The organism is Roseovarius sp. THAF27 (assembly GCF_009363655.1).
GTDB lineage: Bacteria > Pseudomonadota > Alphaproteobacteria > Rhodobacterales > Rhodobacteraceae > Roseovarius.
On the sequence record NZ_CP045393.1, the window covers coordinates 1,986,437 to 2,010,155 of the forward strand.

Below are 23,719 nucleotides of genomic sequence, written 5' to 3' on the forward strand. Positions count from 1 at the left end.
GCAGGACCTAGAGCAGACCGCCCGCGCCCCAGGCGAGGCCGACCCCGATCACCAGGGCGCTGAGGGCGGCGGCATAGCCGATCAGCTTGAGCTTCGACAGGGGCCGCTCGCCGAAGGTGCGCCCGTCGATCCCCGACACCACGACCTTCTGCGCCTTGCCGTCATAGACATAGTGCAGGATCCACACCGGCAGCAGGATGCGCCGGTAATGGATGCCCGTCGTGTCGGTGCGATAGCGGATGTCATGCACCCCGCGCTTGTTGATATGCCGCTTGATCCGGTTGCGGATGAGCAGGCGCTTGTCCGTCTTGTTCGCCTCCAGCCCCTCGGCCACGGTCTGGTGGTGCCGCTCGGCCGCGAACCCGGCCAGGTAACCGGCGCGATAGGGGCGCAGGCGGTCGGGGTAGAACTCGTGCAGGATGCCGTCCCGGATCAGAGGCGTGACATGCGTCGAGGCCGGGACCAGCAGGTCGTCGAAGTCGATCGTCATCGCCCCGTCGATGGAATGCGTGCGCCGGTTGTCGCCCGACCCGGTGGTATACTTGGCCCAGTAACGCAGCGCTTCCTTGCTGTCGAAGGTCCAGAAAGGGGCGTAAAGCCCGCTGAAATGCCCGTCTTCGACCTGTGCCCACAGGTCCGACGGCGCGGCGATCCGGGCGCGCACCCAGTCGCGGGCGTTGGCCCTCGCGCTCTCCAGCGTCACCCGGAAAGGGATCAGCGCCATGGTGTCGAACCCCATGTCGGGTTGGGCCAGCACCACCGGCCCGTCGCAATAGGGGCAGCGCTCGGACAGGGCAGGGCCGGTGAAGATCACGTGCCCACCGCATGTCTGGCAGCCGTGCTCCATCAGGTCGGGGCGGCTTTTCGGCTCTTCTGCGGGCACGTCCGGGTCATAGCCGAATTCGGTCCGCGCCAGGTGGTCGTCGGGCGTGTCGAGCGACCGCACGTCCCCGCAACTGTCGCAGCGCAGGCCCTTGGCCTCGGCGCTGTAGCGGCACTGGCCGGCGCAGCTGGGGCATTGCAGCGCGGTCTGGATCGCCTGCGCGCCGGGAACCGGGCCCGCCATCAGTCGCTATCCGCGAGCGCCGCCGCGATCTCCAGGAGGATGCGCAGCCGCAGCCAGGCGCGGTCCATGGCGCCGGCCAGGTCTTCGGTCGCCCACCAGTCGCCGATCACCGTGGCCACGAACCACACCGCCATGGCCCAGAACGCCACCAGGGACCAGCCCGCGATGCCGCGGATGAATCCGGCCGATCCGTGCTTCAGCTCGTGCTTGGCCTCGTAGACCTTGATGATCTTGGCCACCTGCGCCATGCCAAGCGCCGTGGACAGCGCCAGAAGCAGCAGCGCGGCAAGCGGCGGGCCGGGGTTGTGAATCAGGCTTTCCATATGGGGTAAAATGATACCTAAATAACAAGTCTTTGTTTTTGAATGGAAATAATGCGCATTTCCCGCTTGAACTGTGCACCGGAGCCTATATAACCCCGCAATCCGAATTATGACCCTCTGACCTTTGGGGACAAGACCATGAAAACCTTTTCTGCAACACCGGCAGATATCGACAAGAAGTGGATCGTGATCGACGCCGACGGCATCGTTCTGGGCCGCCTTGCGTCGATCGTCGCCACGCGCCTGCGTGGCAAGCACAAGCCCAGCTTCACACCGAGCCAGGACATGGGTGACAACGTCATCGTCATCAATGCCGACAAGGTGCAGCTGACCGGCAAGAAGCGCGACAAGCCCAACTACTGGCACACCGGTCACCCGGGCGGCATCAAGTCGCGCACCACGGCGGAGATCCTGGAAGGCGCGCACCCCGAGCGTGTCGTCATGCAGGCCGTCAAGCGGATGCTGCCGTCGAACCGCCTTGCGCGCCGCCAGATGACCAATCTGCGCGTCTACGCCGGCACCGAGCATCCGCACGAGGCGCAAAGCCCCGAAGTGCTGGATGTGAAATCCATGAACAAGAAAAACACGCGGGTGTAAGAGACATGGCTGACGAAATCAAAACACTCGACGGTCTCGAAGCAGCCGTCACCGATGATATCGGCGGTGTCCAGGGCACGCCCGAGGAAGCGCCGCGCGAGCCTGTCCGGGACGACCTGGGCCGCTCCTACGCCACCGGCAAGCGCAAGGACGCGGTCGCCCGCGTCTGGATCAAGCCCGGCTCGGGCAAGGTCTCGGTCAACGGCAAGGAAATGAACAAGTACTTCGCGCGCCCGGTGCTGCAGATGATCCTGCGCCAGCCGTTCACGGTGGCCGGTGTCGAGGACCAGTTCGACGTGCAGGCCACCGTCAAGGGCGGCGGTCTGTCAGGCCAGGCCGGGGCTGTCAAGCACGGCATCTCCAAGGCGCTGCAGCTTTACGACCCGTCGCTGCGCGGCGCGTTGAAGGCGGCAGGCTTCCTCACCCGCGACAGCCGCGTGGTGGAGCGCAAGAAATACGGCCGCGCCAAGGCCCGCAAGAGCTTCCAGTTCTCCAAGCGTTAAGCTTTGGGTTCAGGATTTCGGGAAGGGCCGTCCGGTGGGGCGGCCCTTTTCTTTGCCGGCCGGCACTCACGTCATCCCGGATCTGATCCGGGATCTCCGCGGCAGAGAGATCCTCGGGTCAGGCCGGAGGATGACCGCCGCACGGGGCCGGCCCCAGACGCAAGGGCGATCGGGAGCCAGCCCCCAAACGCAGGTTTAATTGGGGGCCAGCCCCCAAACGCAGGTTTAATTGGGGGCCAGCCCCCAAACCCCCGGGATATTTTTGGCCAGAGGAAGAGTGGTTGGCGGTTCCTGTTGGTCCGGCGGCAAGAGGCACAGGCCGCGCAGGTAGATGCCGATGCCGGAGTCCAGCAGATCCTCGGGTGGGAAGGGGCTTTGGGTGCCGGGCGAGTTGCGGGCGAAGAGCGCGACCACGCCATGCGAAAGCGCGGACTCAGCGCAGGCCGCGCTTTTTTCTTGCAACTCAGCCCTTTATCGGGTTCACGGATGGCAAGAAATTCTCGGGGCAGTCGGGTGTGAAATACAGGCGTGAAATCGACGGTCTCAGGGCGGTTGCCGTGCTGCCGGTCATCCTCTTTCACGCGGGCTTTACCGTCTTCGGCGGCGGCTATATCGGCGTCGACATCTTTTTCGTCATCTCCGGCTACCTGATCACCACGATCCTGATTTCCGACCGAGAGGCCGGCACCTACAGCCTGTGGCGGTTCTACGAGCGGCGCGCGCGGCGCATCCTGCCCGCACTGTTCCTTGTCCTGGCCTGCTGCGTGCCCTTCGCGTGGATGTGGATCCCGCCTGATCCGCTGGAGGATTTCGCGCGCAGCCTGGCCTTTACCGTTCTCTTCATCTCGAACGTCCATTTCCTGGAACATTCGGGCTATTTCGACGTCTCCGCCGACCTGCGTCCGCTGCTGCACACCTGGAGCCTCGCGGTCGAGGAACAGTTCTATATCCTGTTTCCGGCGCTGCTCTGGGCGTTGGGCCGCTTTCGGCGCGGCAAGCATGTCGCGGTCTTCGCGCTTTGCGCCGTGGCATCCATCGCGCTGGCCATCTGGGGCGCGTGGAACCTGCCGGCCGAGAACTTCTTTTTCACCCCGTCCCGGCTGTGGGAATTGCTGGCCGGCTCGATCTGTGCCGCGCTTTTGCTGAACCGTCCACAGATGCGGAACGAGGCGCTGGCGGCAATCGGCCTTGCGCTGATCGTGGGCAGTGTCTTCTGGCTCGGCCCTGACGATCCGTCGCCCTCCGCCTACACTCTGGTGCCGATTGCCGGGGCGATGCTGGTCATCCTCTTTGCCGCGCGCGAGACAGTGACGGCGCGGGTCCTGTCGTGGCGCCCGCTGGTCGGCATCGGGCTGATCAGCTATTCGCTTTACCTTTGGCATCAACCAATTTTTGCCTTTGCCCGCATCCGCGGCTGGGCCGAGACGGTGCCGGGCCTGATCTGGGGCCTGATCGCGCTCTCCTTCGCGCTGGCGGTGCTGTCCTGGGCCATTGTCGAGCGCCCGTTCCGGCGCGCCGGATGGCTGCCGTCGCGCAAGGCCGTCTTCGGTGCGAGCCTTGGGGGCATCGTCGCCTTCGGCGCCGTGGGCTTTACGGTTCTGGCATTGAACGGCGTGCCGCAACGCCTGGATGGCAAGGCAGATCAGGCGTATATCGACCTCTTCACGCCTAACCGACCTGTAAGTCAGGGCGCTTCGTGCCCCGGCGGCGCGCCCGAGCGCCCCGGCGGTCTCTGCATGGTGCACGACAGCGACGTACCAAGCCCGATGATCGCGGTGCTGGGCGACAGTCATGCCGGAGCGATCCTGCCCGCCTTCGACGAAATCGCGGCCATGCGGGACATTCGCGTGCTGCGCGGTGTCCGCGCCGCCTGTCCGCCCTTGCTGGGCGTCTATCTCGTCAATGGCGGACGGACGTCGCAAGAGTGTCACGACGAGGTTCAGGCCTTTGCGGAAGACGCCGTGGCACGCGGGGTCGACATGGTATTCCTCGCCGCAAGGTGGAGCCTTTATGTCAAAGGCGACCTCACGCGCAAGCCGCGGCGGTTCATGATCTCGACCGATCCCGACAACCGCCGGCAAAGCGATGCGGAATGGTTCGCCAGCTTCGAGACCGGCCTGCGACAGACGATTTCCCACTACAAAGATGCCGGCATTCGTGTCGTGATCCTGGATCAGGTGCCGCAGCAGGTGGTCTTGCCGATCAACGTGCTCGGGCAGGCGATCCTGCGCGACCTGCCGGAGGCCGAGTTCGAGGCCGATGTCGCGCGCAGTTTCATCGAGACCCGGGTGCATGACGAACTGATGCGCGGCGCCCGCACGATCCTGGTGGATGTCGCGGAAGACCTGGGCGCGGACCTGATTTCGGTCAACGCGTTCTTCGAGCGTGAGGGGCGGTATGCCTGGCTGCTCGACCGCGCGCTTCTTTACACGGACGCGGATCACATCTCGGCCCCGGCGGCCCGCGCCGTGGCGCCCTTGCTGGACAAGGCCCTGTTCGGCGACGGACGGATGTAGCGCCCGGCGCGGCCGCAAAAAGCCCTGTCAGCTGTCCGGCGGCAACAGGCCCAGGCCCCGCAGGTAGATGCCGAAGCCGGATTCCAGCAGGTCCTCGGGCGGGAAGGGGCTTTGGGTGCCGGGCGAGTTGCGGGCGAACAGCTCCACCACGCCATGCGACAGCGCCCACACATGGGCCGAGACCATCGCCGTGGGCGGGCGCTTGTCGGGCGGGATGTGCGCCGAAAGCCCTTCGGCGGCCCGTTCCAGCACGGTGCGGGCGCGGCCCGACACGGCGGCGAGGTCGGCGTTGCGATTGACGGAAATGCCGCTTTCGAACATCGCAATATAGTGCCCGGGATACTTCCGCGCGAAGGCCAGGTAAGCGCGCCCCGTGGCCGAAAACGCGCTCAGCGCCGTCTGGCCGGTGCCATAGGCGTATTCGATCACGTCGGCGAAGATCTCGTAGCCTTGCCGCGCCGCCTCGGCGATGAGGTCCTCGCGCCCGCCGAAATGGCGATAGACCGCCGCCGGGGTCACGCCGGCCTGCTTGGCGGCCTCGGACAGGGTAAAGCCCGTCGGACCCTTCTCCTCGATCAGGGTCAGCGCCGCGTCCACCAGCGCCTGGCGCAGGTTGCCGTGGTGATAGCCGCGCTTAGGCATCCCATATCTCTGGACCGCCGCAGACCGAAGCGTCAGGTTTTCCCAGCGATTTCGGCAGCTTGCGGCCATAGTCTATGTTCAGCAGGATATGCCGGATCGCCTCAACCCGGGCACGCCGCTTGTCGTCCGAGCGGACCACCGTCCAGGGCGCGTGGGTGCTGTGCGAGCGCGCCAGCGTCTCGGAAATGGCCTCTGAATAGGCGTCCCATTTCTTCAGCCCCTCGACGTCGATCCAGCTCAGCTTCCACTGCTTCAGCGGATCGCTCTCGCGTTTCATGAACCGGCGCAGCTGCTCGGCACGCCCCACGTTCAGCCAGAACTTGAAAAGGTGAATACCCTCGTCGGCCAGCATCTTCTCGAAATCGCCGACCTGGTGAAAGAAATGCTCGCGCTGCGCTTCGGTGCAAAAGCCGAAGACCTTTTCCACCACGCCGCGATTGTACCAGGAGCGGTCGAAGAAGACCATTTCGCCGCCCGCGGGCAGGTGATCGATATAGCGCTGGAAATACCATTGCGTGGCTTCCGTCTCGGAGGGTTTGGGCAGGGCCACAACCCGCGCGCCGCGCGGATTCAGGTTCTCGCGAAAGCGCTTGATCGTCCCGCCCTTGCCGGCGGCATCCCGCCCCTCGAAGACGCAGACAACACGCGCGCCGGTGTCCTTGACCCAGGCCTGCAGCTTCACCAGCTCGATCTGCAAGCGGTGCAGGTCCTGCTCGTACGCCTTGCGCGGCATCCGGTCCGAATGCGGGTAATCGGGCGACAGGATATCGCCCTTGTCGGCCCGGCGGATGGCGTTGCGCAACTCCTCCGGGGCCTCGGATTTGAAATAGGTGCTGATCGCGCCGTCAAATGGCAGGTCCATGCGGCCACTCCCTTGATTTTAGGGCGACTATGGAATGTTAAACAGCTTAACGCAATCCGGCGCGGGAGGCCGCGCGGTCGATTGCCGCGACCGTTGCTTGGGGCCGCACGTGATGCGGCATGTGGCCCACGCCCTCCAGCACCGTGAGGGTGCCACGCCGCAGCTGTTTCGACAGCGGGATCGAGTGGACGTCCAGCGGCACGGTGGTGTCCGCGTCGCCATGCACGATCTCGACCGGCATCCGCAGCCGGTCGCGATACTGCTGCGACATCGCCACGATATGCGGGCGCAGGCCCAGCACCTGCTGACCGTTGGCCCGCAACGTCTCGCGCCGCAGGGTCAGGCCGGGGCCGAGGTATTCGGAATACCCCTTGGGCGCGCGTTGCGGGGCGAACGTGCCCTCGATGCTGCGCTCGATCCGCTCCTCCGAGGCCAGCGCGGTGATCAGAGGCACCGCGGCCGCACCGCCCAGGGCCGTGCCGGTGACATTGTAGAAGGTGCCCAGCTCGCCCGGCCAGGGGTTCGATACACCTGCCAGCAGCACCAGCGCGGACGTGTCCTGCGGCGCGTTCAGACCCCAGGCCAGCGCCACGGCGCCGCCGAAACTGTGGCCCACCACCACCGGCCGCCGCACGCCGATCTGCCGCGCGGCCTTTTGCAGGAGCGCCGCCTGTTCGCGCGGGCTTTCGCCCTCGGTGCTGCCCACGCCGCCATAGCCCGGCAGGCGCTCGGTATAGCCCAGGCCGGGCCGGTCAAAGGCGATGACGCGGTAGCGCGGGGTCAGCCGTTTCGCCAGGTCGAAGGTGAAATCCCGCAGGTTGCCGCCCGCGCCGTGGATCAGCACCACGTCCGGTCCCGACCCCTCGACCCAGACATGCACGCGGGTGCCGTCGACCTCGACAAACCGGCCCAGCGGCGGATGGGTTTCCTCGGCGGTGCGTTCCTTGACGCCGGCCAGCCCCGCACAACTTGACAACAGCGCCACGGCGCCAAGCGCCGCCCAGACCAGCCCGCGTTTCATCAGCCCTGCACCCCCGTCGATCGTTACCAGCGCGAACCTAGCCCGATCGCGTCCATTTCAAAGGGTGTCGTCTGGTAAATCTCGTTGATCCAGTTGCCGTAGAGCAGGTGCGCATGGCTGCGCCAGCGGTTCTGAGGCGGGCAGGCCGGGTCGTCGTCGGGATAGTAATTGCACGGCACGTTGATCGGCGTGCCCGCGTCGATGTCGCGGTCGTATTCCTGTTTCAGCGTGTCGCTGTCATATTCCAGGTGGTTGAAGATATAGAGCGACCGCGCCGCGCTGTCCTGCACCAGGCAGGGGCCGACCTCGTCACTGTCCAGCAGCACCTCCAGCCCGTCCACCGCGTCGATCTCGTCGCGGCGCATCTCGGTCCAGCGGCTGACCGGGATCACGCAATCGTCGGAAAACCCGCGCAGAAACGGCGAGGCGGGCGCCATGTTGCGGTGCCGGAAACAGCCGAACGCCTTGGCGTCCAGCAGGTGCTTCTTGACCCCGTGGAAATGGTTGATCATCGCCATCCCGCCCCAGCAGACGCCGAAGGTGGAATGCACGTGGGTCGTCGTCCACTCGAAGACGCGGGTCAGCTCGTCCCAATAGGTGACGTCTGAAAACTCCAGATGCTCGATCGGGGCGCCGGTGATGATCAGCCCGTCGAATTTCTCGCCCGTCGCCTCGATCTCGGTGAAGGGGCGATAAAAGCTCTCCATGTGATCCGCGGCGGTGTTCTTGGTGCGGTGCTCGGACATGCGGATGAGGCTCAGGTCGATCTGCAGCGGCGTCGCGCCGATCAGGCGGGCGAACTGGTTCTCGGTCTGGATCTTCTTGGGCATCAGGTTCAACAGACCGATCCGCAAGGGCCGGATATCCTGCCGCGATGCCTGATCCTCGTCCATCACCATGACGCCCTCGCGGGTGAGGACGTCGAAGGCGGGCAGGCTGGAAGGGATCTTTATGGGCATGTGATAACCTGTTTGCGGCGGTCCGGCCTAGATAGAGGTTTATCCCGTACGCTCAAGGGCTGCGGCCACCAGTGCCTCGAACCCGTCGGCGGTTGTGACCTGCGAAACCTCGTCGTGATCAAGCGTGATGCCCCATTTCTCCATCGCCGCATAGCGCGGCGCGCGGTGGGCCAGCGCGCGGGCATAGGTCCAGCGGATGAAATGATCGGGTTCAACATCGCCTTCTTCGACCTTGTTTTCGCTCAGGTATTCCGCCCAGGCGGCCGCCAGAAACTCGGGCTGATAGCACATCGGCTTGGGCGCGCGGTCGAACCGGCGGATCAGCTCCTGCCGGTGCGCGTCATTGCCCTTCAGCCCGATCAAAAGACAGTGAGAGGCCAGCTCCGTCAGGATCGGGTCGTCCGGGTCGTCGCCATCCACCCATTCGCAGATCGACCCGCCGGTATCGCAGACGAAATGCGGATAGCCGTAAAGCCGCCCGGCGCGTTCGATGAAATGCCCGGTGTCCATCAGCGCGTTCACTTCGGCCCGGCGAAACTGCTCCTGCCGGATGCGGTACTCGTCGATGGGCAGACCGCCCTTGTCCGGATCGCCGGGTTTTCCCAGGTAAGTGGAGACCGGCGACAGGTTGTCGAAGGTGATGTTCGAGCCGATGTAGATCGAGTCGGACTTCAGCAGATCACGCAGGAAGGGCACCTTCATCGCGTGGGCCTTGGCGTTGTCGGCGATCAGCTCGCCCATGTAGCGCGTGCCGATCCGGTAATCTATGGAATAGTGAAACCACGTGCCCGCATCGCGCAGCATGTTGGACAGGTGCGTCTTGCCCAGCCCCGACATGCCATAGAACAGCACCCGTTTGTGCGGCGCATCCCGCCATGCCTGCGCGGTCTTGTAAATCATGGTCGCGGCTCTCCTTTGAGCCGCTTTGGTAGCCAGCACCGCGCGGGGCGTCAAACCTCAAAGCAGTATGGCCAAAAGAAAAACCCCGCCGAAGTGGTCGGCGGGGTTTTCCGAATTTGTCCGGTGGCGCGTTCTAGAACTTGAAGCCCACGGTCGTGCCGACGGCGATGGCGTCGCTGCCGGTAAACCCGGTGACCGAGCTGTTGGCGCTGCCCACGTCGATATACCGGATGCCGGACGTGATCTTCCAAGACTCGGTTTCGTAGGTCGCGGCAAGCCCGTAGCTGACATAGCCGTCCGTGCCCGAAAGGTTGCCGACGATGTCGCCGTTGTCTTTTTCATAGCCGATGATCGCCGCACCGCTCCAGTTCTCGCTGAACCGGCGACCAAGACCCAGCTCGTAGGTCCAGATGTCGCTGGTGCCGCTGGCGATCGACGTGTTGACCGGCGCAGGCGTATAGGAAAAGAAATCCGCGGGCTGCACGTTGAACGCCGTCCATTCACGCCACTTGATCGACCCGAACAGCAGCGTGTCGGGCGCGATCCCCGAGCGGGCGTGCAAGGTCACAGCCTGGGGGATTTCCACGTCGAACGGCGTGCCGTTGTTGTCGCGGAACGAATGCTCGATCTTCGACTCGTAGGTCAGCGCAAAGCGCATGGCCAGTTCGGGCCGCTCATAGGCCGCACCAACCAGGTAGCCAAGCTGAAAGTCGTTATCGACGCTCAGCGTATAAGGGCCAGGGCCTCCCGCGGGGCCGGTCGCGGGCGAGATGACAACGATGTCACCCTTCAACCCCTGGTAGCGCACGCCACCATAGACGCTGATGTTGTCCACGACCTCGTACTTGGCCATGGCCGTGAACTGGATCGAAGACACTTCGGCGTTCGAGGCGCCGAAGAACGCGCCGGTGCCCGGGCCGGTATAGGGGCCCGTCCGATAGTTCACGGATGCGCCCACGGGCTCGTCGATGACAAAGGCCAGCGCCAGGCGGTCATTATACTGGTGCTTGAAGCCCAGGGCGTAGCTTTGATAGCTGTTTTGAATGTTGCCGGTCGGCAGTGCGCCGATGGCCGCGGCCTGTCCGATCGGCGGGCCGGACACGTTGGGGTGCACGGTCGCCACCGAGAATTGCAGATAGTTCCTGCTCTCTTCGAACAGGATTTGCGATGGGTCACCGCGGCGTTCGATTCCGCCTGCTGAGGCGGCAGAGGCAGTTGCGGTGAGCGCGCAGGCTGCCAAAGCTAGATTTTTCATGAGTTCCTCTCCTCCAGAACATGACATCACACTACTGTTACGTGTAAAAATTGGTCAATTTTTACGCGACGTCACGATGTCTGGAGGACACACGGACCTTGCAAGAATGTCACAGCTTTGGCCTGTTCCGAACCGGGCGGTTCAGCTTTTGCGGGTTTCCGACCAGAGGTTGAGGTAATTCGCCCCGAAAATCAGTATGGCGCCCACGAACACATAGATGCTGACCGCCTCGCCGTAGACCAGCAGTCCGACGATGGCGATCACCGGCAGGCGCATGAAGTCGATCGGGCTGACCAGCGTGGCGGGGGCCAGCGACAGGGCCGAGGTGATGCAGAAATGCGCCGTCAGCCCGCAGATGCCGATGGCCACCAGCCACGGCAGGCTGGTGCCCGAGGGCAGAGCGATGTCGCCGTCGAAGCCGGCGCAGATCAGCCCGAACACCGCCTGCATGACCGTCATGTAGAACAGGATGCACGCCAGCGATTCCGTGCGCGTCAGCCGCTTGGCGAAGATGTATGTCCCGGCAAATCCGATGGCGCAGGCCGCCGCGGCCGCGGTGCCGATGTTCAGCGTCTCGGGCGTGGGGCGCGCCACGATCAGGATACCGACAAAGCCCAGCACGGCGGCGATGACCCGCATCCGCGTCATCCGTTCGCCCAGCATCAGCGGCGACAGGATCAGCACCCACAGGGGCGTGGTGAATTCCAGCGCGAAGACCTGCGCCAGCGGGATCATGGTGATGGCGAAGAACCACAGGTTCTGTCCGGTGAAATGAAAGATGTTGCGCAGAAGATGCGTGCCGGTCTTTCGCGTCGGCAGCTCGTGCAGGCGTCCCTGAACCAGCACGAACGCCATCACGACGGCCAGACCGACGAAGCTGCGAAACATCATGATTTCAAATGTATCCAGCTCGAAGCTCACCTGTCGCCCGGCCACGGCCATCAGGGTAAAGGACGCCACGGCCCCCAGCATAAAAACGCCCGCGCGCAGGACGGACGCCGCGGTGTCCCGCGGCGGGTTTTGCAGGTTGTCGGTCATCTGGTCCCCGGATCGGCTGAAGGATCATGGCGCGCAACGGACCGGTCCGGCAGATGCCGGGGCCCGCTGGCGCTGACACGTTCTCTAAAGAGCCGCAGGGCGCTTTCCAAGGGCAGAGTGCGGTTTTGGGGATGCGCTCGTGATGCAGCGGTCAGAAGGATCTTTCGACCCGGATGATCACGATCAGGTCCGGTTTTTCCTCGGCGGCGTCCAGATCGTCCGCCAGTCGCGGCAGGCGCTCGTTCCAATGGCCCTTGTGGTGAACCTCGCGGAAACTCGCCTCGATGAACGGCTTGACCGACGAGGCAAAGGAATCCCCGATCACCCAGACCGTCATGTCCGACGGCGGATTCGAGTTCGTCACCACTTCGCGCAGGCCGAAGGAATCGGTGACCGTCGCGTCGGGAATGCCGCGGCGCTCAAGCTCGATATCCCGCCGGAACTCGTAGAGCCAGTTGTCGCCGGGACGCAGCGGAAAGCGCTCCATCCCGGCGATCTCTATGATGTCGCCGCGCACTTCGGGACCGGGCACAAACGCCACCTCCGGCACCGGCAGCCCGAGCGCTTGCATCAGCCCGTCCCAGGCAAGAAACGCGCCCTTGCTGTTCCAATGCGTGTCCGTGCGGAAATAGAGTTCGCCCTCGGCCTCCTTGTCCCGCAGGAACCCGGCGGTCGGATCATGGAACGTCAGGTTCGGGACAGAACTCAACGCCCGCGCGAAGGCCCCGAAATACCGGCTGTCCGCGGGCGTCAGTTCCGGCGGCAGGTACTCGGGATAGACCGACGACTTGTTGGGACCGACAAGCAGGGCAACGCGCGTGCCGGATCGCGCCGCCGTCCCCGCGATCTCTGCAAAGAGCGCGCGCGTGTCTTCCACCTCGTCGGTCGGCGGCGGGCTGTCGGATCGCAGCTTGGCCACCGTCCGGTCATAGCTGTTGCCCAGGAACAGCCAGTCGTCACGCCCCTCGAACCACCGGCTGGACGGTCCGATCCGGTGCTCCAGACCGCCCCGCAAATACACCGTCCGGGCGGTGTGGGTGTCGCTGAAATCGGTCCGGCTGACCACCAAGCCCGCCAGTCCGACCGCCACCATGATCGCCGCCAGCCACAGCGACCGTGCCGGTTCACGGAATTTACCAAAGCGGATCGGTCGCTCGATCAAGCGATAGGTCAGCCATGCCAGCAGGATGGCCAGGAGCACGCCCGCAACCCGCGCATCCCGGTGCGGCACGTCGTCCTCTGCAATGTGCAGGAACGACAGGACCGGCCAATGCCAAAGGTAGAGCGGATAACTTATCAGCCCGAACCAGACCGCGACGCGATTGGTGAAGAGGGGGGCCACCCCCCAAGCCGTCGCCCCGCCAAAGATCACGAGCACCGCGCCCAGAACGGGCAGGATCGCCCACCAGGACGGAAAGGCGACTGTCCGGTCGATCATCGCCACCGACACGACCAGAAGCAGCATACCCAGTCCTCCCGCCAGTTTGCGAACCGCTGCACCGGCGAGCGGCCCGTTCCGGTGCACCGTGAACCACGCCAGAATGCTGCCGCTCAGCAACTCCCAGAAGCGCCCGAACGGCCAGAAGAACGCCTCGACCGGATGCGAGGTGGCATAGGCGACATTCACGACGAAGGAGGCCGCGAACACGATCAGGGTCAGGATCAGCAGGCCGACCCGCAGTTTCCACGCCACCCAGAGGGCCAGCGGCCACAGGATATAGAACTGCTCCTCGACCGCGAGGCTCCACAGGTGCAGCATCGGCTTCAGCTCGGCGGCGGCGTCGAAATAGCCGGCCTCGGCGGCAAAGACGAAATTGCTGATGAACGCCGCGCCGCTGGCGACGTGCAGGCCAAGCTGGTTGAACTCGTCCGACAACAGGACCAGCCAGCCGAACAGCAGGCTGAGCGACATCACCACCAGAAGCGCGGGAAAGATTCGCCGGATGCGCCGTTGAAAGAAGTCGGCAAAGCTGAACGCGCCCTGGTCCAGCTTCTCGAAGATATGGCTGGTGATCAGAAAGCCGCTGATGACGAAGAAGACATCGACGCCGACGAACCCGCCCGGCACCGCACCGGGAAACGCATGAAAGGCCACGACCGACAGGACCGCGAAGGCCCGAAGGCCGTCGATCTCTCTGCGGTAGCCGGTGTGATGCGGGGGCGTCATGAATTTCAACGTGGCGTTATTGGGGGCGCAGGACCCGACGGCAGGCGCCTATTCCCATTCGATGGTGCCCGGCGGCTTGCTGGTGATGTCATAGGTCACCCGGTTGATGCCCTCGACCTCGTTGATGATCCGCGTCGCGGTCTCGCCCAGGAAATCATGGCTGAACGGGTAATAATCGGCGGTCATGCCGTCCACGCTCGTGACCGCCCGCAGCGCGCAGGCGTAATCATAGGTCCGTCCGTCGCCCATCACGCCCACGGTGCGCACCGGCAGGATGGCGACGAAGGCCTGCCAGATCTCGTCGTAAAGCCCGTGCTTGCGGATCTGGTCGATATAGACGGCATCCGCCTTGCGCAGGATCTCCAGCTTGTCGCGGGTGATCTCGCCGGGGCAGCGAATGGCAAGGCCCGGGCCGGGGAAGGGGTGACGCCCGATGAAACTGTCGGGCAGGCCCAGCTCGCGGCCCAAGGCCCGCACCTCGTCCTTGAAGAGTTCCCGCAGCGGCTCGACCAGCTTCAGCCCCATCTTCTCGGGCAGGCCGCCGACGTTGTGGTGGCTTTTGATCGTCACGCTGGGGCCACCGGAAAAGCTCACCGATTCAATGACATCCGGGTAAAGCGTGCCTTGCGCGAGAAAGGCCGCGCCCTCAATCTTGTCGGCGTATTTCTGGAACACGTCGATAAAGAGCTTGCCGATGATCTTGCGCTTGGTCTCGGGGTCCGAGACGCCTTCCAATTCGCCCAGGAACAGGTCCTGTTCCTGCGCGTGGATCACGCGCAAGTTCATGTGGTCGCGGAACATGCCCACGACTTCCTCGCCCTCGTTCAGGCGCAACAGGCCATGATCGACGAAGACGCAAGTCAGGTTCTCGCCGATCGCCTCGTGGATCAGCGCCGCGGCCACCGAACTGTCCACGCCGCCCGACAGCGCGCAGATCACCTTGGAGTCGCCCACCTGTTCGCGGATCGCCTCGACCATCTCCTCGCGGTAGGCGGCCATGGTCCAGTCGCCCTTGAACCCGGCCCGCTTGACGAAATTCTCGTAAAGCGTGCGGCCATTGGGCGTGTGATGCACTTCCGGGTGGAACTGCACTGCGTAGAAATCCCGCTCCAGGTCGGCGGTGATGGCAAAAGGCGCGTGCGGCGAGGTGCCGTAGACGGCAAAGCCGGGCGCCAGCTTGGCCACGTGGTCGCCATGGCTCATCCAGACCTGCTCGCGCGCGTCCAGGAACCAGCCCGCCAGCAGCTCGATCCGCTCTTCGCTGGGCGAGACCCAGGCGCGGCCGAACTCCGCCGTGCCGCCGCCGCCCGAGATCTTGCCGCCTTCGACGCGGCCGCCCAGATCCTGCATCATGACCTGCTGGCCATAGCAGATCCCCAGGATCGGCACGCCAAGGTCATAGACCGATTGCGGCGGCCGGGGCGATCCCTCGCGCGTCACCGTATCGGGACCGCCCGAGAAGATCACCGCCTTGGGCGCGAACTCCTTCAGGAAGTCATCCGTGACCTTTTGAAAGGGATGGATTTCGCAGTAGACGCTCAATTCGCGCAGGCGGCGCGCGATCAGCTGCGTCACCTGGCTGCCGAAGTCGATGATGAGAAGGCGATCGTGCTGGGTCATGCCAAGCCATTATGAAATGCGCCGGGCCGATGCAACAGGTTTGCGCGTGCTTGACCAAGCCGTGTGACCGTGAAGCGTTCCGTCATCCTCGGGCCTGACCCGAGGATCCCTCGGACCCGGAGATCCCGGATCAAGTCCGGGATGCCGCGCCGCCACATCCCGTAGGGTGGGCGAGAGCCCACGCGCCCCGGCCGATCGCTCCCATCGTCCACGCCGAATGTCGCTATAGACCGTGAAACGGCGCAAATCTCCCGCGACTCGGTCGCGTTAGCGGATATTTAAGGGCGCAGTCGCACTCTGTCATGGGTGCAAGTTCACGTTGGGGAACCAGAATATGGCCGAAGCAGCAACCCGCAGACGGGCCCGGGGCGGAGGCGGCGCAGCCCGCCGCGCGGAACGTACCGCCGTCAGCGTCGAAACCGCCAAGTATATCGAGCGCAATATCCCGAATTACGAAATCCTCAACGAAGAGGCGCTCGAGATGATCGAGCACAATGCCGAAACCGTTCTGGAAGAGATCGGCGTCAACTTCGTCGAGAATCCGCGCGCTCTGAAAATGTGGAAGGACGCCGGCGCCGACGTGCAGGGCGAGCGGGTGCACATCCCCCGCGGCCTCGCGCGCGAACTGATTAAGACCGCGCCGTCGCAATATACCCAGCACGCCCGCAACCCCGAGCGCAACGTCGTGGTGGGTGGCAACAACCTGGTCTTCGCCCCGGTCTACGGCCCTCCCTTCGTGCGCGACGCCATGGGCGGCCGGCGCTATGCCACCATGGCCGACTTCGAGAAATTCGTGAAACTCGGCTACATGTCCAAGTGGCTGCACCACTCGGGCGGCACGGTGTGCGAACCCACCGACATCCCCGTCAACAAGCGTCACCTCGACATGCTGCGCGCCCACATGGTGCTGTCGGACAAGCCCTTCATGGGCTCGGTGACCGAACCTTCCCGCGCGCAGGACAGCGTGGATATGTGCAAAATCCTCTTCGGCGAGGAGTTCGTGCAGCAAAACACGGTGATGACCTCACTGATCAACATCAACTCGCCGCTCACCTTCGACGAGGTGATGATGGGCGCGATGGAGGTTTACGCCAAGAACAACCAGGCCTGCATCGTCTCGCCCTTCATCGTCGGTGGCGCCATGGCGCCGGTGACCGTGGCCGGCACCCTGACGCAGGTGATGGCAGAGGCGCTGGCGGGCGTCGCCTTCAACCAGCTTTGCAACCCCGGCGCACCCGTCATCATGGGCGCCTTCGTGACCTCGATCGACATGAACTCCGGCGCGCCCACCTTCGGCACGCCCGAGGCCGCGCACATCACCTATGGCGCGGGCCAACTCGCCCGCCGCCTGGGGCTGCCCTACCGTTCGGCCGGGTCGTTCAACGGCTCCAAGCTGCCCGACGCGCAGGCCGCGTATGAAACCGCCAACAGCCTCAACATGGGGCTTCTTTCGGGCGTCAACTTCATGTTGCATTCCTGCGGCTGGCTCGAAGGCGGGCTGGTGTCCTCGTTCGAGAAATTCGTCATGGATGCCGACCAGCTGGGGGTCTACCATCACCTCGCCAAAGGCATCTACACCGACGAGAACGGCCAGGCGATGGATGCCATCCGCGAGGTCGGCCCCGGCGGGCACTACCTGGGCTGCGCCCATACCCAGGCCAACTTCAAGACCGCCTTCTGGCGCTCGGAAATGCTCGACTACAAGCCGTTCGAGCAATGGGCCGACGAGGGCGGGCAGGACACGATGGCGCTGGCCACCACCCGCGTCGAAAAGCAGCTGGCCAACTACCAGCAGCCCCATCTCGACCCCGGCGTGCTCGAAGCGCTCGACGCCTACGTGGCGGAAAGAAAGGCGTCCATGCCCGACGCCTTCGCCTGATCCCTCAAGACACCGGCGCGGGTGCCATGCCCTGCGCCGGTGTCGCGCCTTCGGGCGCCATCGCCGCCCGGATCAGCCGGGCCTCTCCCATGATTGCGATCAAAAGGTCCAGATGCCGCGCCACGGCGTATTCGGCGCTGCGCCGCCGCCGCGCTTCGTCCAGCGCGGCCTCGATCTCGATCAACAATTCCAGCGCCGCGCCGCTGTCGGGCAGCGGTTCGATGTCCAGAAGGCGCCCCAGGTGAATGTCGCGGCGATACTGCGCGGCGCCGATCCTGGCCGCCTTGATCAACAGGCGCGGGCGGGTCAGCGAATCTAGAAGGGCAAGCGCGTGGGTCATGGTGTCGGTCTCCTGTTCTGCGGAGCCCTCTGAGTGACACGACTCGCCGGTGCGTTGCGTGAATCGCCGTTCCACCGCACGCCGCCGTGGCCAATTGTTTACACTTGAGAAACCATTGTTGCCGAACGGAGTGAAAATTAACGAACTGGTAACCAAGTCGCCCTTAGGTTGCATGTCGCTTGTGGAGAACTCTGTGGGCACTTTGGGGACAACTGATCCTGTCACAAGAGATCAGGCCAAGGAGGGAAACGGATGAGCATGGCTGGAGTGCCCGGGTCGACGCCCGGCAAAGATCTGTCTTGGGTGCCGATGGCGGCCATAACCTATCTGGCCCATACGGAGGGCGGCACGTCGATCCGGGCGCTGGCCCGGAAACTCGGCTGTCACGCCTCGACCGTTTCCCGACAAGTGCGTGCGTTCGAGGCCTTGCGCGACGATCACCTCGTCGACGAGGCCCTGCGCCGCCTTGGCCCACAGGTCATGTCGCAGCCCGGTGCCGGTTCATGCCTCAAGGAGACCCGCATGACCATGCTGCCGACCCCCGCCGAGACCGCGACAACCCTCACCGAATCCCGATTGAACCGCGAGGCGCTGCGCGTTCTGCGCCGGCTTTGCGAGAAAGGCGCGGTCCTGGCCGTGGCCAGCGAAATGGACAAGGCCGTCGTGGTCCGCGAAACCGAGGCGGGCCAGAACCGCACCGCGGTCGTCGACCGCGACGTGGCCGAGGCGATGGCCCTGAAATGCTGGATCAGCTGCGACACGCCCGGCCGCGTGTCACGCTACGCCATCACGTCGGCGGGACGATCCGCGCTTGGACAGCTGATGGCCCGGGCGGAGAACAGCGCCCAGGGCTTTGCCGAGTCGCAGGCCGCCTTTCTGGGGCAGGATGCGCCGCTCCCGGAGGATGACGCGGCCGAGGGTCGGCGCCGTCTCCGCCATGGCATCGGGGAGTCTCCCCTGATCCTGCTCGCGCGCCGCCGCGACCGCGACGGCAGCCGCTTTCTCGCGCCCGACCTGGTGCGGGCCGGCGAACGCCTGCGCGAAGATTTCGAGATGGGCCACCTGGGCGACACGCCCCGGACGGACTGGACCGACATTCTGACCGGCAAGACACAGCCCGCGCCCGTCGCTCCGCCCGCCGCCAGTGCCCAGGCCGCGCAGGCGCGGGTGCTTGGCGCCCTGCGCGATCTGGGGCCGGGGCTTGCAGATGTGGCCCTGCGCTGCTGCTGTTTTCTCGAAGGGTTGGAAACCACCGAGAAAAAGCTTGGCTGGTCGGCGCGGTCGGGAAAGATTGTCCTGCGCATCGCGCTGCAACGGCTCAAGCGTCACTACGCCGAGCTGGGCGACAGCGCGGGCCTGATGGGGTAGGGGGCCCGCGCCTCAGCTGCCCACCAGCCAGCCGACGCCGAAGGCCGCCAGCGCACAGATCGTGCCCACCAGCAGCGTCTCGCCCACGCAGCGCCCCATATGTTCGCCGGTCGCGTTCCAGCGCAGCACCCCAAGCGCCATCAGCGCCGCCGCGGTTGCCGCAACCGACAGGACAAAGGTCGTCTGCGTGGCCTCCAGCACGAAATAGGGGAACAGGGGAATCGCACCGAACAGAAGGAACGCGCCGAAGGTGAACAGCCCACTCAGAACGGGGCTGTCCTCGTCGGGGTCCTGCATCCCGAATTCGTAGGTCATCATCAGGTCGGCCATGATCTCGGGATGGCGCGACATGATCGTCGCTGTCGTGTCGGCCTCCCCGGCGGGCAGGCCGCGCTGGCGCAGGATCTCGAACAGCTCCATCCGCTCGTGCTCCGGGTCGGCGGCGATTTCGCGCAGCTCGCTTGTGCGCCGCGCCCGGTAAAGGTCATGCTGCGACCGAAGCGACAGGAATTCGCCCAGCCCCATGCTGATCGCATCGGCAAAGAGGTTGGCCAGACCGAAAACCAGGACCGCCACGCCGCCGATCTGCGCCACGCCCTCGGCCTGCGCGCCGGCGAATCCCGCCACGATGGCGAAGGTGGTCACGATCCCGTCATTGCCGCCATAGACGATCTGCTTCAGGTATTCCTGCGTCTGGCTCAGCCGGTGCGCCTCGCGCCTGTGTCTCTGCCAATCCATCCTGCCCCCGCGTTCCGCCTCGAGCGGCAGCATAGACCGGCCCGGACCCCGCGCAAATGCCCGAAGTCGGCGGTGGCGCCGGCGCGAGGACCGGGCACGCCGGGATGGCAGGAGGTGGGCCACTCGTTAAGCGCGCACCCGCCACATGCATGACAGGTTTGCATCACTGGAACTTCCCACCACGGTGACTTATAAATAGGATGTCTTACCAAAGGATTTGCGGGGAAAAATTCGTGCGCGATCTCAAGATCCCGGACCAGCGCCACCCTGAAAAGGCGCACCGGCCCGACAACGCCCAACCGAAAAAGCCCGACTGGATTCGTGTCAAGGCGCCGGTCGGCAAAGGGTATCTCGAAACCCACCGGATCATGCGCGAGCACAAGCTGGTCACGGTCTGCGAGGAAGCGGGCTGTCCCAATGCCGGCGAATGCTGGAATCAGGGCCACGCCACCATGATGATCATGGGCGAGGTCTGCACCCGCGCCTGCTCGTTTTGCAACATCGCCACCGGTAAACCACCCGAGGAGCTCGACCCGTTCGAGCCGGGACGCGTGGCCGACGCGGTGCAGAAGCTGGGGCTTAATCACGTGGTCATCACCTCGGTGGACCGCGACGACGTGACCGATGGCGGGGCCGAGCATTTCGCCCAGACGATCCGCGCGATCCGCCACCGCTCTCCCGGCACCACGATCGAGATCCTGACACCCGATTTCCTGCATTGCGACCCTGCGGTGCTTGAAGTCGTGGTCGCGGCCCGCCCCGACGTCTTCAACCACAACCTCGAAACCGTTCCGGGCCTTTACCCCGAGGTGCGCCCCGGTGCGCGCTATTTCCACAGCTTGCGCCTGCTGCAAAGGGTCAAGGAAATGGATCCGGGCATATTCACCAAGTCCGGCATCATGGTGGGCCTGGGCGAAGACCGACAAGCTGTGCACCAGGTCATGGACGACATGCGCGCCGCCGATATCGATTTCTTGACCATCGGCCAGTACCTTCAGCCCACGCCCAAGCACCACGCCGTGGATCGCTTCGTGCATCCCGACGAGTTCGCGGCCTATGAGAAGGTCGCCTATGGCAAGGGCTTCCTGATGGTCTCTGCCACGCCGCTGACGCGCTCGTCCTACCACGCGGGTGACGATTTCGCCCGGCTGCGCGACGCGCGGATGGCCAGGCTGGGGTAGGGGCGCCGCAGCCCGTCGACACCAGCAAGAGATCCCGGATCAGGTCCGGGATGACGTCTGCACCAGGATTGTGCCGAACGAAAGCAGCGACAGACCGTCCCGGACCTGATCCGGGATCTCACCCCCGCAGACAAAAACACCGACCTCGCAGGGCCGGTGCTGAACAGAAATATTCGCGTTTTGTCGGGCGGGGCCTTACCGCCCCCAGCTGCGCACCGGACCGCAATCCATGTGCACGAAGTTTGACCCCGAATAGCGGCCCACGCCGCCGCCGCGGCAGGCCGAGGCCGCGCGGAACATCTGGTTCACCGAGCGCGAGTTCAGCCGCAGGTCCGCCGCCTGGCCGCGCAGGTGGCGCGAGTTCTTCGCCACGCCGCTGGAGCGCGAGCGCAGCATCGCGTTCGTCTTCGGGCTGCGATAGCCCGAGAGCAGCAGGTAGGGCTCGTTCACATCCATCAGGTTGTGGGCCGCTGCCATGATGTCCATCGTGCGCATATCGATATTGTGCACGTCGTTGGTGCGCCAGTCGCGCATGAAGAGGTTGATCTCGCGGACCGCGTCCTTGATGTATTCCCCTTCGATCCAGTAGATCGTGTCGATCTTTTCACCGGTGCGGGGCGAGGCCATCGTCAGCCGACGAATGTCGCCTGCGCCCCGAAGGAACCCTGCTGCCTTGGAAAAAGTTGGTGCCGCAACCACTGTCGTAGCCGCAAATGCACCCAGTAACGCACGCCGCGTTACGCTCGTCGAGCTTTGATCGGTCATGTTGTTAGCGCCTGTCCCGTCGCTTGCCTGTTGCCGCGTTAAGAAGCGGCTCTGTTCATCTCATCCCCAGATGCAGGAGTGTTATGGCATATCAGGATTCGGTTACCAAGGGGTGAAAGTCCGCCGGTTCCATAGCGCAAGCGATTTCGGCAAGAATTTGCGCAAATTTCGGTCAGATGTGTCTGCGAAGCACGGCCCAGCCTGCGGCGATGCTGCAACATGCGGCGGATTTTACCTTTAAAACCAATTGTGATTGGACAGTTCCACCCGCAATAGGAACTAATGATCGCGTGCGCTTGTTTTGCACGCAGGGGAATACGGTAACTTGGAGAACGGCATGAGCAGCGCGTTGCGCACCTTGGGGCACACCAGCATTTTCACCACCATCGTCAGTGCGCTCGCGGCGGTCGTCGTCTCGCTGTCCGCCTCCACGCCCGCTCACGCGCAGGTCACCGCCTACAAACAGGCCGTGGCCGAAGCCGCCGCGGACGATCGCGATCTGGCAGCGTTTTACCGCAGCACCGATTTTCGCGGCATCTGGACCGACGAGGAAGCCGACAAGGCACGGCGGCAGGCGCTGATCCTGGGGTTGCAATCGGTGTCGGCCCACGGTCTGCCGCAGTCGCGCTACGACATCGACGGCCTGATCGACACGCTGCGCGCCGCGCGCACGCCCCGCGATATCGGCTTAGCCGAGGTCGCGCTCAGCAAGGCGTTCCTGAATCTTGCCGACGCCATGCGCACCGGCGTGCTGGATCCGCGCCGCGTGGTCCCCGCGATCAAGCGCGAGCTGCGCGACTACGACCGCACCCGCACCCTGACCGCCTTCGCCGCCAGCCGCGAGCCGCGCCAGTTCATCCGGCAGCTTGCCCCCTCGACCAACGAATACAAGCGCCTGATGAAGGAAAAGATGCGCCTCGAGGGCCTCGTCGTCAGCGGCGGCTGGGGTCCGACCGTTCCGGCCACCAAGCTGGAACCGGGCGCAACCGGGCCCGCCGTCGTTGCCCTGCGCAACCGGCTGATGGCCAAGGGCTATCTCGGGCGGACCGCGACGCAAAGCTATGATCCCACGATCCGGAAGGCCGTGCGCGAGTTTCAGCGCGACCACGGGCTGGAAACCGACGGCGTCGCGGGCGAAAGCACCCTGCGCGAAATCAACGCCACCGCCGAAGACCGGCTGAAATCCATCATCGTGGCGATGGAACGCGAGCGCTGGCTGAACCTGCCGCAGGGCAGGGGCAAGCGCCACATCCTGGTGAACCTCACCGACTTCTCCGCCCGGATCATGGATGACGACATCGAGACCTTCCGCACCCGGGCCGTGATCGGCGCCAAGGCCGCCGACCGTCAAAGCCCCGAATTCTCGGACGAGATGGAGCACATGGTCATCAACCCGACCTGGCACGTGCCGCGCTCCATCGCGGTCAAGGAATACCTGCCGCAGATGAAGCGCAACCGCAACGCCGCCGGCCACCTGCGCCTGGTCGACAGCCGCGGCCGCACGGTCAGTCGCTCCAGCATCAATTTCGGGGCCTACAACGCCCGCAACTTTCCCTTCGCGATCAAGCAGCCGCCCTCCAGCCGCAATGCGCTTGGCCTGGTGAAGTTCATGTTCCCGAACAAGTACAACATCTATCTGCACGACACGCCGCAGAAGCACCTCTTCGACCATGAAACCCGCGCCTACAGCCACGGCTGCATCCGGCTGCAACAGCCGTTCGATTTCGCCTATGCCCTTCTGGCGCGGCAGGAGGCCGACCCCGAGGGCGCGTTCCACCGCATCCTGAACACGGGCCGCGAAACCAAGGTGAACCTCGAGGTGAAGGTGCCGGTGCACATCATCTACCGGACCGCCGTGACCGAGCCCAAGGGCCACACCAACTACCGCGCGGATGTCTATGGCCGGGATGCCCGGATCTGGGACGCGCTGGAGCGGGCAGGGGTTTCGCTGCCCGGCGTTCGGGGGTAAACCGGCCCCG

21 protein-coding genes and 1 pseudogene are annotated in these 23,719 nt (G+C 64.8%); 7 read left to right on the plus strand and 15 right to left on the minus strand.

All coding sequences use genetic code 11. From position 1 onward, the window contains the following. Positions 1 to 7 precede the first annotated feature (7 nt). Positions 8 to 1,066, minus strand: a complete 1,059-nt coding sequence (locus tag FIU89_RS09835) for a hypothetical protein (protein WP_152492425.1) — start codon at positions 1,064 to 1,066, stop codon at positions 8 to 10. After that, positions 1,066 to 1,389: a hypothetical protein gene (locus tag FIU89_RS09840; RefSeq protein ID WP_152492426.1), complete on the minus strand. Its 324-nt coding sequence runs from the start codon at positions 1,387 to 1,389 to the stop codon at positions 1,066 to 1,068. The genes FIU89_RS09835 and FIU89_RS09840 overlap by 1 nt, the downstream gene beginning before the upstream one ends. Before the next feature lie 138 nt (positions 1,390 to 1,527). Here FIU89_RS09840 and rplM point away from each other — a divergent pair, with 138 nt between their 5' ends. Both rplM and rpsI read left to right on the plus strand, forming a co-directional pair. Further along, the gene (gene rplM / locus FIU89_RS09845; protein WP_152492427.1) at positions 1,528 to 1,986 is read left to right on the plus strand and encodes a 50S ribosomal protein L13; all 459 of its coding nucleotides are present in this window, start codon (positions 1,528 to 1,530) and stop codon (positions 1,984 to 1,986) included. A gap of 5 nt (positions 1,987 to 1,991) precedes the next feature. Next, entirely contained in the window at positions 1,992 to 2,489 is a 498-nt protein-coding gene (gene rpsI / locus FIU89_RS09850) for a 30S ribosomal protein S9 (RefSeq protein ID WP_057789222.1), read from the plus strand. Between the two features lie 297 nt (positions 2,490 to 2,786). On the opposite strand, the pseudogene FIU89_RS22595 reads toward rpsI, so the two are convergent. Next, a pseudogene (locus FIU89_RS22595) lies at positions 2,787 to 2,918 on the minus strand (TetR/AcrR family transcriptional regulator); the annotation flags it as partial. A gap of 86 nt (positions 2,919 to 3,004) precedes the next feature. Between FIU89_RS22595 and FIU89_RS09860 the strand changes: the two are divergent. Then, complete coding sequence (locus tag FIU89_RS09860) at positions 3,005 to 5,005, plus strand: acyltransferase family protein (RefSeq protein ID WP_172978079.1); 2,001 nt, start codon at positions 3,005 to 3,007, stop codon at positions 5,003 to 5,005. 27 nt (positions 5,006 to 5,032) lie between these two features. Here FIU89_RS09860 and FIU89_RS09865 read toward each other — a convergent pair whose 3' ends face one another. From FIU89_RS09865 to guaA, 9 genes are all read right to left on the minus strand, one after another. After that, positions 5,033 to 5,647, minus strand: a complete 615-nt coding sequence (locus FIU89_RS09865) for a TetR/AcrR family transcriptional regulator (RefSeq protein WP_152492429.1) — start codon at positions 5,645 to 5,647, stop codon at positions 5,033 to 5,035. Continuing rightward, positions 5,640 to 6,509, minus strand: a complete 870-nt coding sequence (gene ppk2, locus FIU89_RS09870) for a polyphosphate kinase 2 (RefSeq protein ID WP_152492430.1) — start codon at positions 6,507 to 6,509, stop codon at positions 5,640 to 5,642. Before ppk2 ends, FIU89_RS09865 begins: the two co-directional genes overlap by 8 nt. Before the next feature lie 46 nt (positions 6,510 to 6,555). After that, positions 6,556 to 7,530, minus strand: a complete 975-nt coding sequence (locus FIU89_RS09875; RefSeq protein ID WP_152492431.1) for an alpha/beta fold hydrolase — start codon at positions 7,528 to 7,530, stop codon at positions 6,556 to 6,558. Positions 7,531 to 7,553: 23 nt separating this feature from the next. Then, positions 7,554 to 8,489, minus strand: a complete 936-nt coding sequence (gene metA / locus FIU89_RS09880) for a homoserine O-succinyltransferase (RefSeq protein WP_152492432.1) — start codon at positions 8,487 to 8,489, stop codon at positions 7,554 to 7,556. A 39-nt stretch (positions 8,490 to 8,528) separates the two neighbouring features. After that, positions 8,529 to 9,389 (minus strand): ATPase, encoded by an 861-nt coding sequence (locus tag FIU89_RS09885; protein WP_152492433.1) that lies wholly within the window; start codon positions 9,387 to 9,389, stop codon positions 8,529 to 8,531. Positions 9,390 to 9,522: 133 nt separating this feature from the next. Beyond that, positions 9,523 to 10,644 (minus strand): OmpP1/FadL family transporter, encoded by a 1,122-nt coding sequence (locus tag FIU89_RS09890; protein ID WP_152492434.1) that lies wholly within the window; start codon positions 10,642 to 10,644, stop codon positions 9,523 to 9,525. A gap of 141 nt (positions 10,645 to 10,785) precedes the next feature. Beyond that, positions 10,786 to 11,682 carry a DMT family transporter gene (locus tag FIU89_RS09895; protein ID WP_254701848.1) on the minus strand — a complete coding sequence of 299 codons (897 nt, stop codon included), beginning with the start codon at positions 11,680 to 11,682 and terminating at the stop codon, positions 10,786 to 10,788. 151 nt (positions 11,683 to 11,833) lie between these two features. Next, on the minus strand, positions 11,834 to 13,849 hold the full coding sequence (locus FIU89_RS09900) for an acyltransferase family protein (RefSeq protein ID WP_152492435.1): 2,016 nt from the start codon (positions 13,847 to 13,849) through the stop codon (positions 11,834 to 11,836). A 48-nt stretch (positions 13,850 to 13,897) separates the two neighbouring features. Then, positions 13,898 to 15,469, minus strand: a complete 1,572-nt coding sequence (guaA, locus tag FIU89_RS09905) for a glutamine-hydrolyzing GMP synthase (RefSeq protein WP_152492436.1) — start codon at positions 15,467 to 15,469, stop codon at positions 13,898 to 13,900. A 334-nt stretch (positions 15,470 to 15,803) separates the two neighbouring features. On the opposite strand from guaA, the gene FIU89_RS09910 reads away from it, so the two are divergent. Beyond that, entirely contained in the window at positions 15,804 to 17,348 is a 1,545-nt protein-coding gene (locus FIU89_RS09910) for a trimethylamine methyltransferase family protein (RefSeq protein WP_152492437.1), read from the plus strand. Between the two features lie 4 nt (positions 17,349 to 17,352). Here the strand turns inward: FIU89_RS09910 and FIU89_RS09915 are convergent, their stop codons facing one another. Next, entirely contained in the window at positions 17,353 to 17,688 is a 336-nt protein-coding gene (locus FIU89_RS09915) for a DUF6477 family protein (RefSeq protein WP_152492438.1), read from the minus strand. Between the two features lie 252 nt (positions 17,689 to 17,940). Between FIU89_RS09915 and FIU89_RS09920 the strand changes: the two genes are divergently transcribed. After that, a complete protein-coding gene (locus FIU89_RS09920) occupies positions 17,941 to 19,056 on the plus strand; it encodes a DUF6456 domain-containing protein (protein WP_254701849.1) in 1,116 nt (371 codons plus the stop codon). A 12-nt stretch (positions 19,057 to 19,068) separates the two neighbouring features. Here the strand turns inward: FIU89_RS09920 and FIU89_RS09925 are convergent, their stop codons facing one another. Continuing rightward, positions 19,069 to 19,794, minus strand: coding sequence for a VIT1/CCC1 transporter family protein (locus FIU89_RS09925; RefSeq protein ID WP_152492439.1), 726 nt, complete (start codon positions 19,792 to 19,794; stop codon positions 19,069 to 19,071). Between the two features lie 233 nt (positions 19,795 to 20,027). Between FIU89_RS09925 and lipA the strand changes: the two genes are divergently transcribed. Beyond that, positions 20,028 to 20,975, plus strand: coding sequence for a lipoyl synthase (lipA, locus tag FIU89_RS09930; RefSeq protein ID WP_152492440.1), 948 nt, complete (start codon positions 20,028 to 20,030; stop codon positions 20,973 to 20,975). A gap of 195 nt (positions 20,976 to 21,170) precedes the next feature. On the opposite strand, the gene FIU89_RS09935 is transcribed toward lipA, so the two are convergent. Further along, positions 21,171 to 21,740 (minus strand): DUF882 domain-containing protein, encoded by a 570-nt coding sequence (locus tag FIU89_RS09935; protein ID WP_152492441.1) that lies wholly within the window; start codon positions 21,738 to 21,740, stop codon positions 21,171 to 21,173. Between the two features lie 337 nt (positions 21,741 to 22,077). Here FIU89_RS09935 and FIU89_RS09940 point away from each other — a divergent pair, with 337 nt between their 5' ends. Beyond that, positions 22,078 to 23,709: a murein L,D-transpeptidase gene (locus FIU89_RS09940; RefSeq protein ID WP_152492442.1), complete on the plus strand. Its 1,632-nt coding sequence runs from the start codon at positions 22,078 to 22,080 to the stop codon at positions 23,707 to 23,709. Positions 23,710 to 23,719 lie beyond the last annotated feature (10 nt).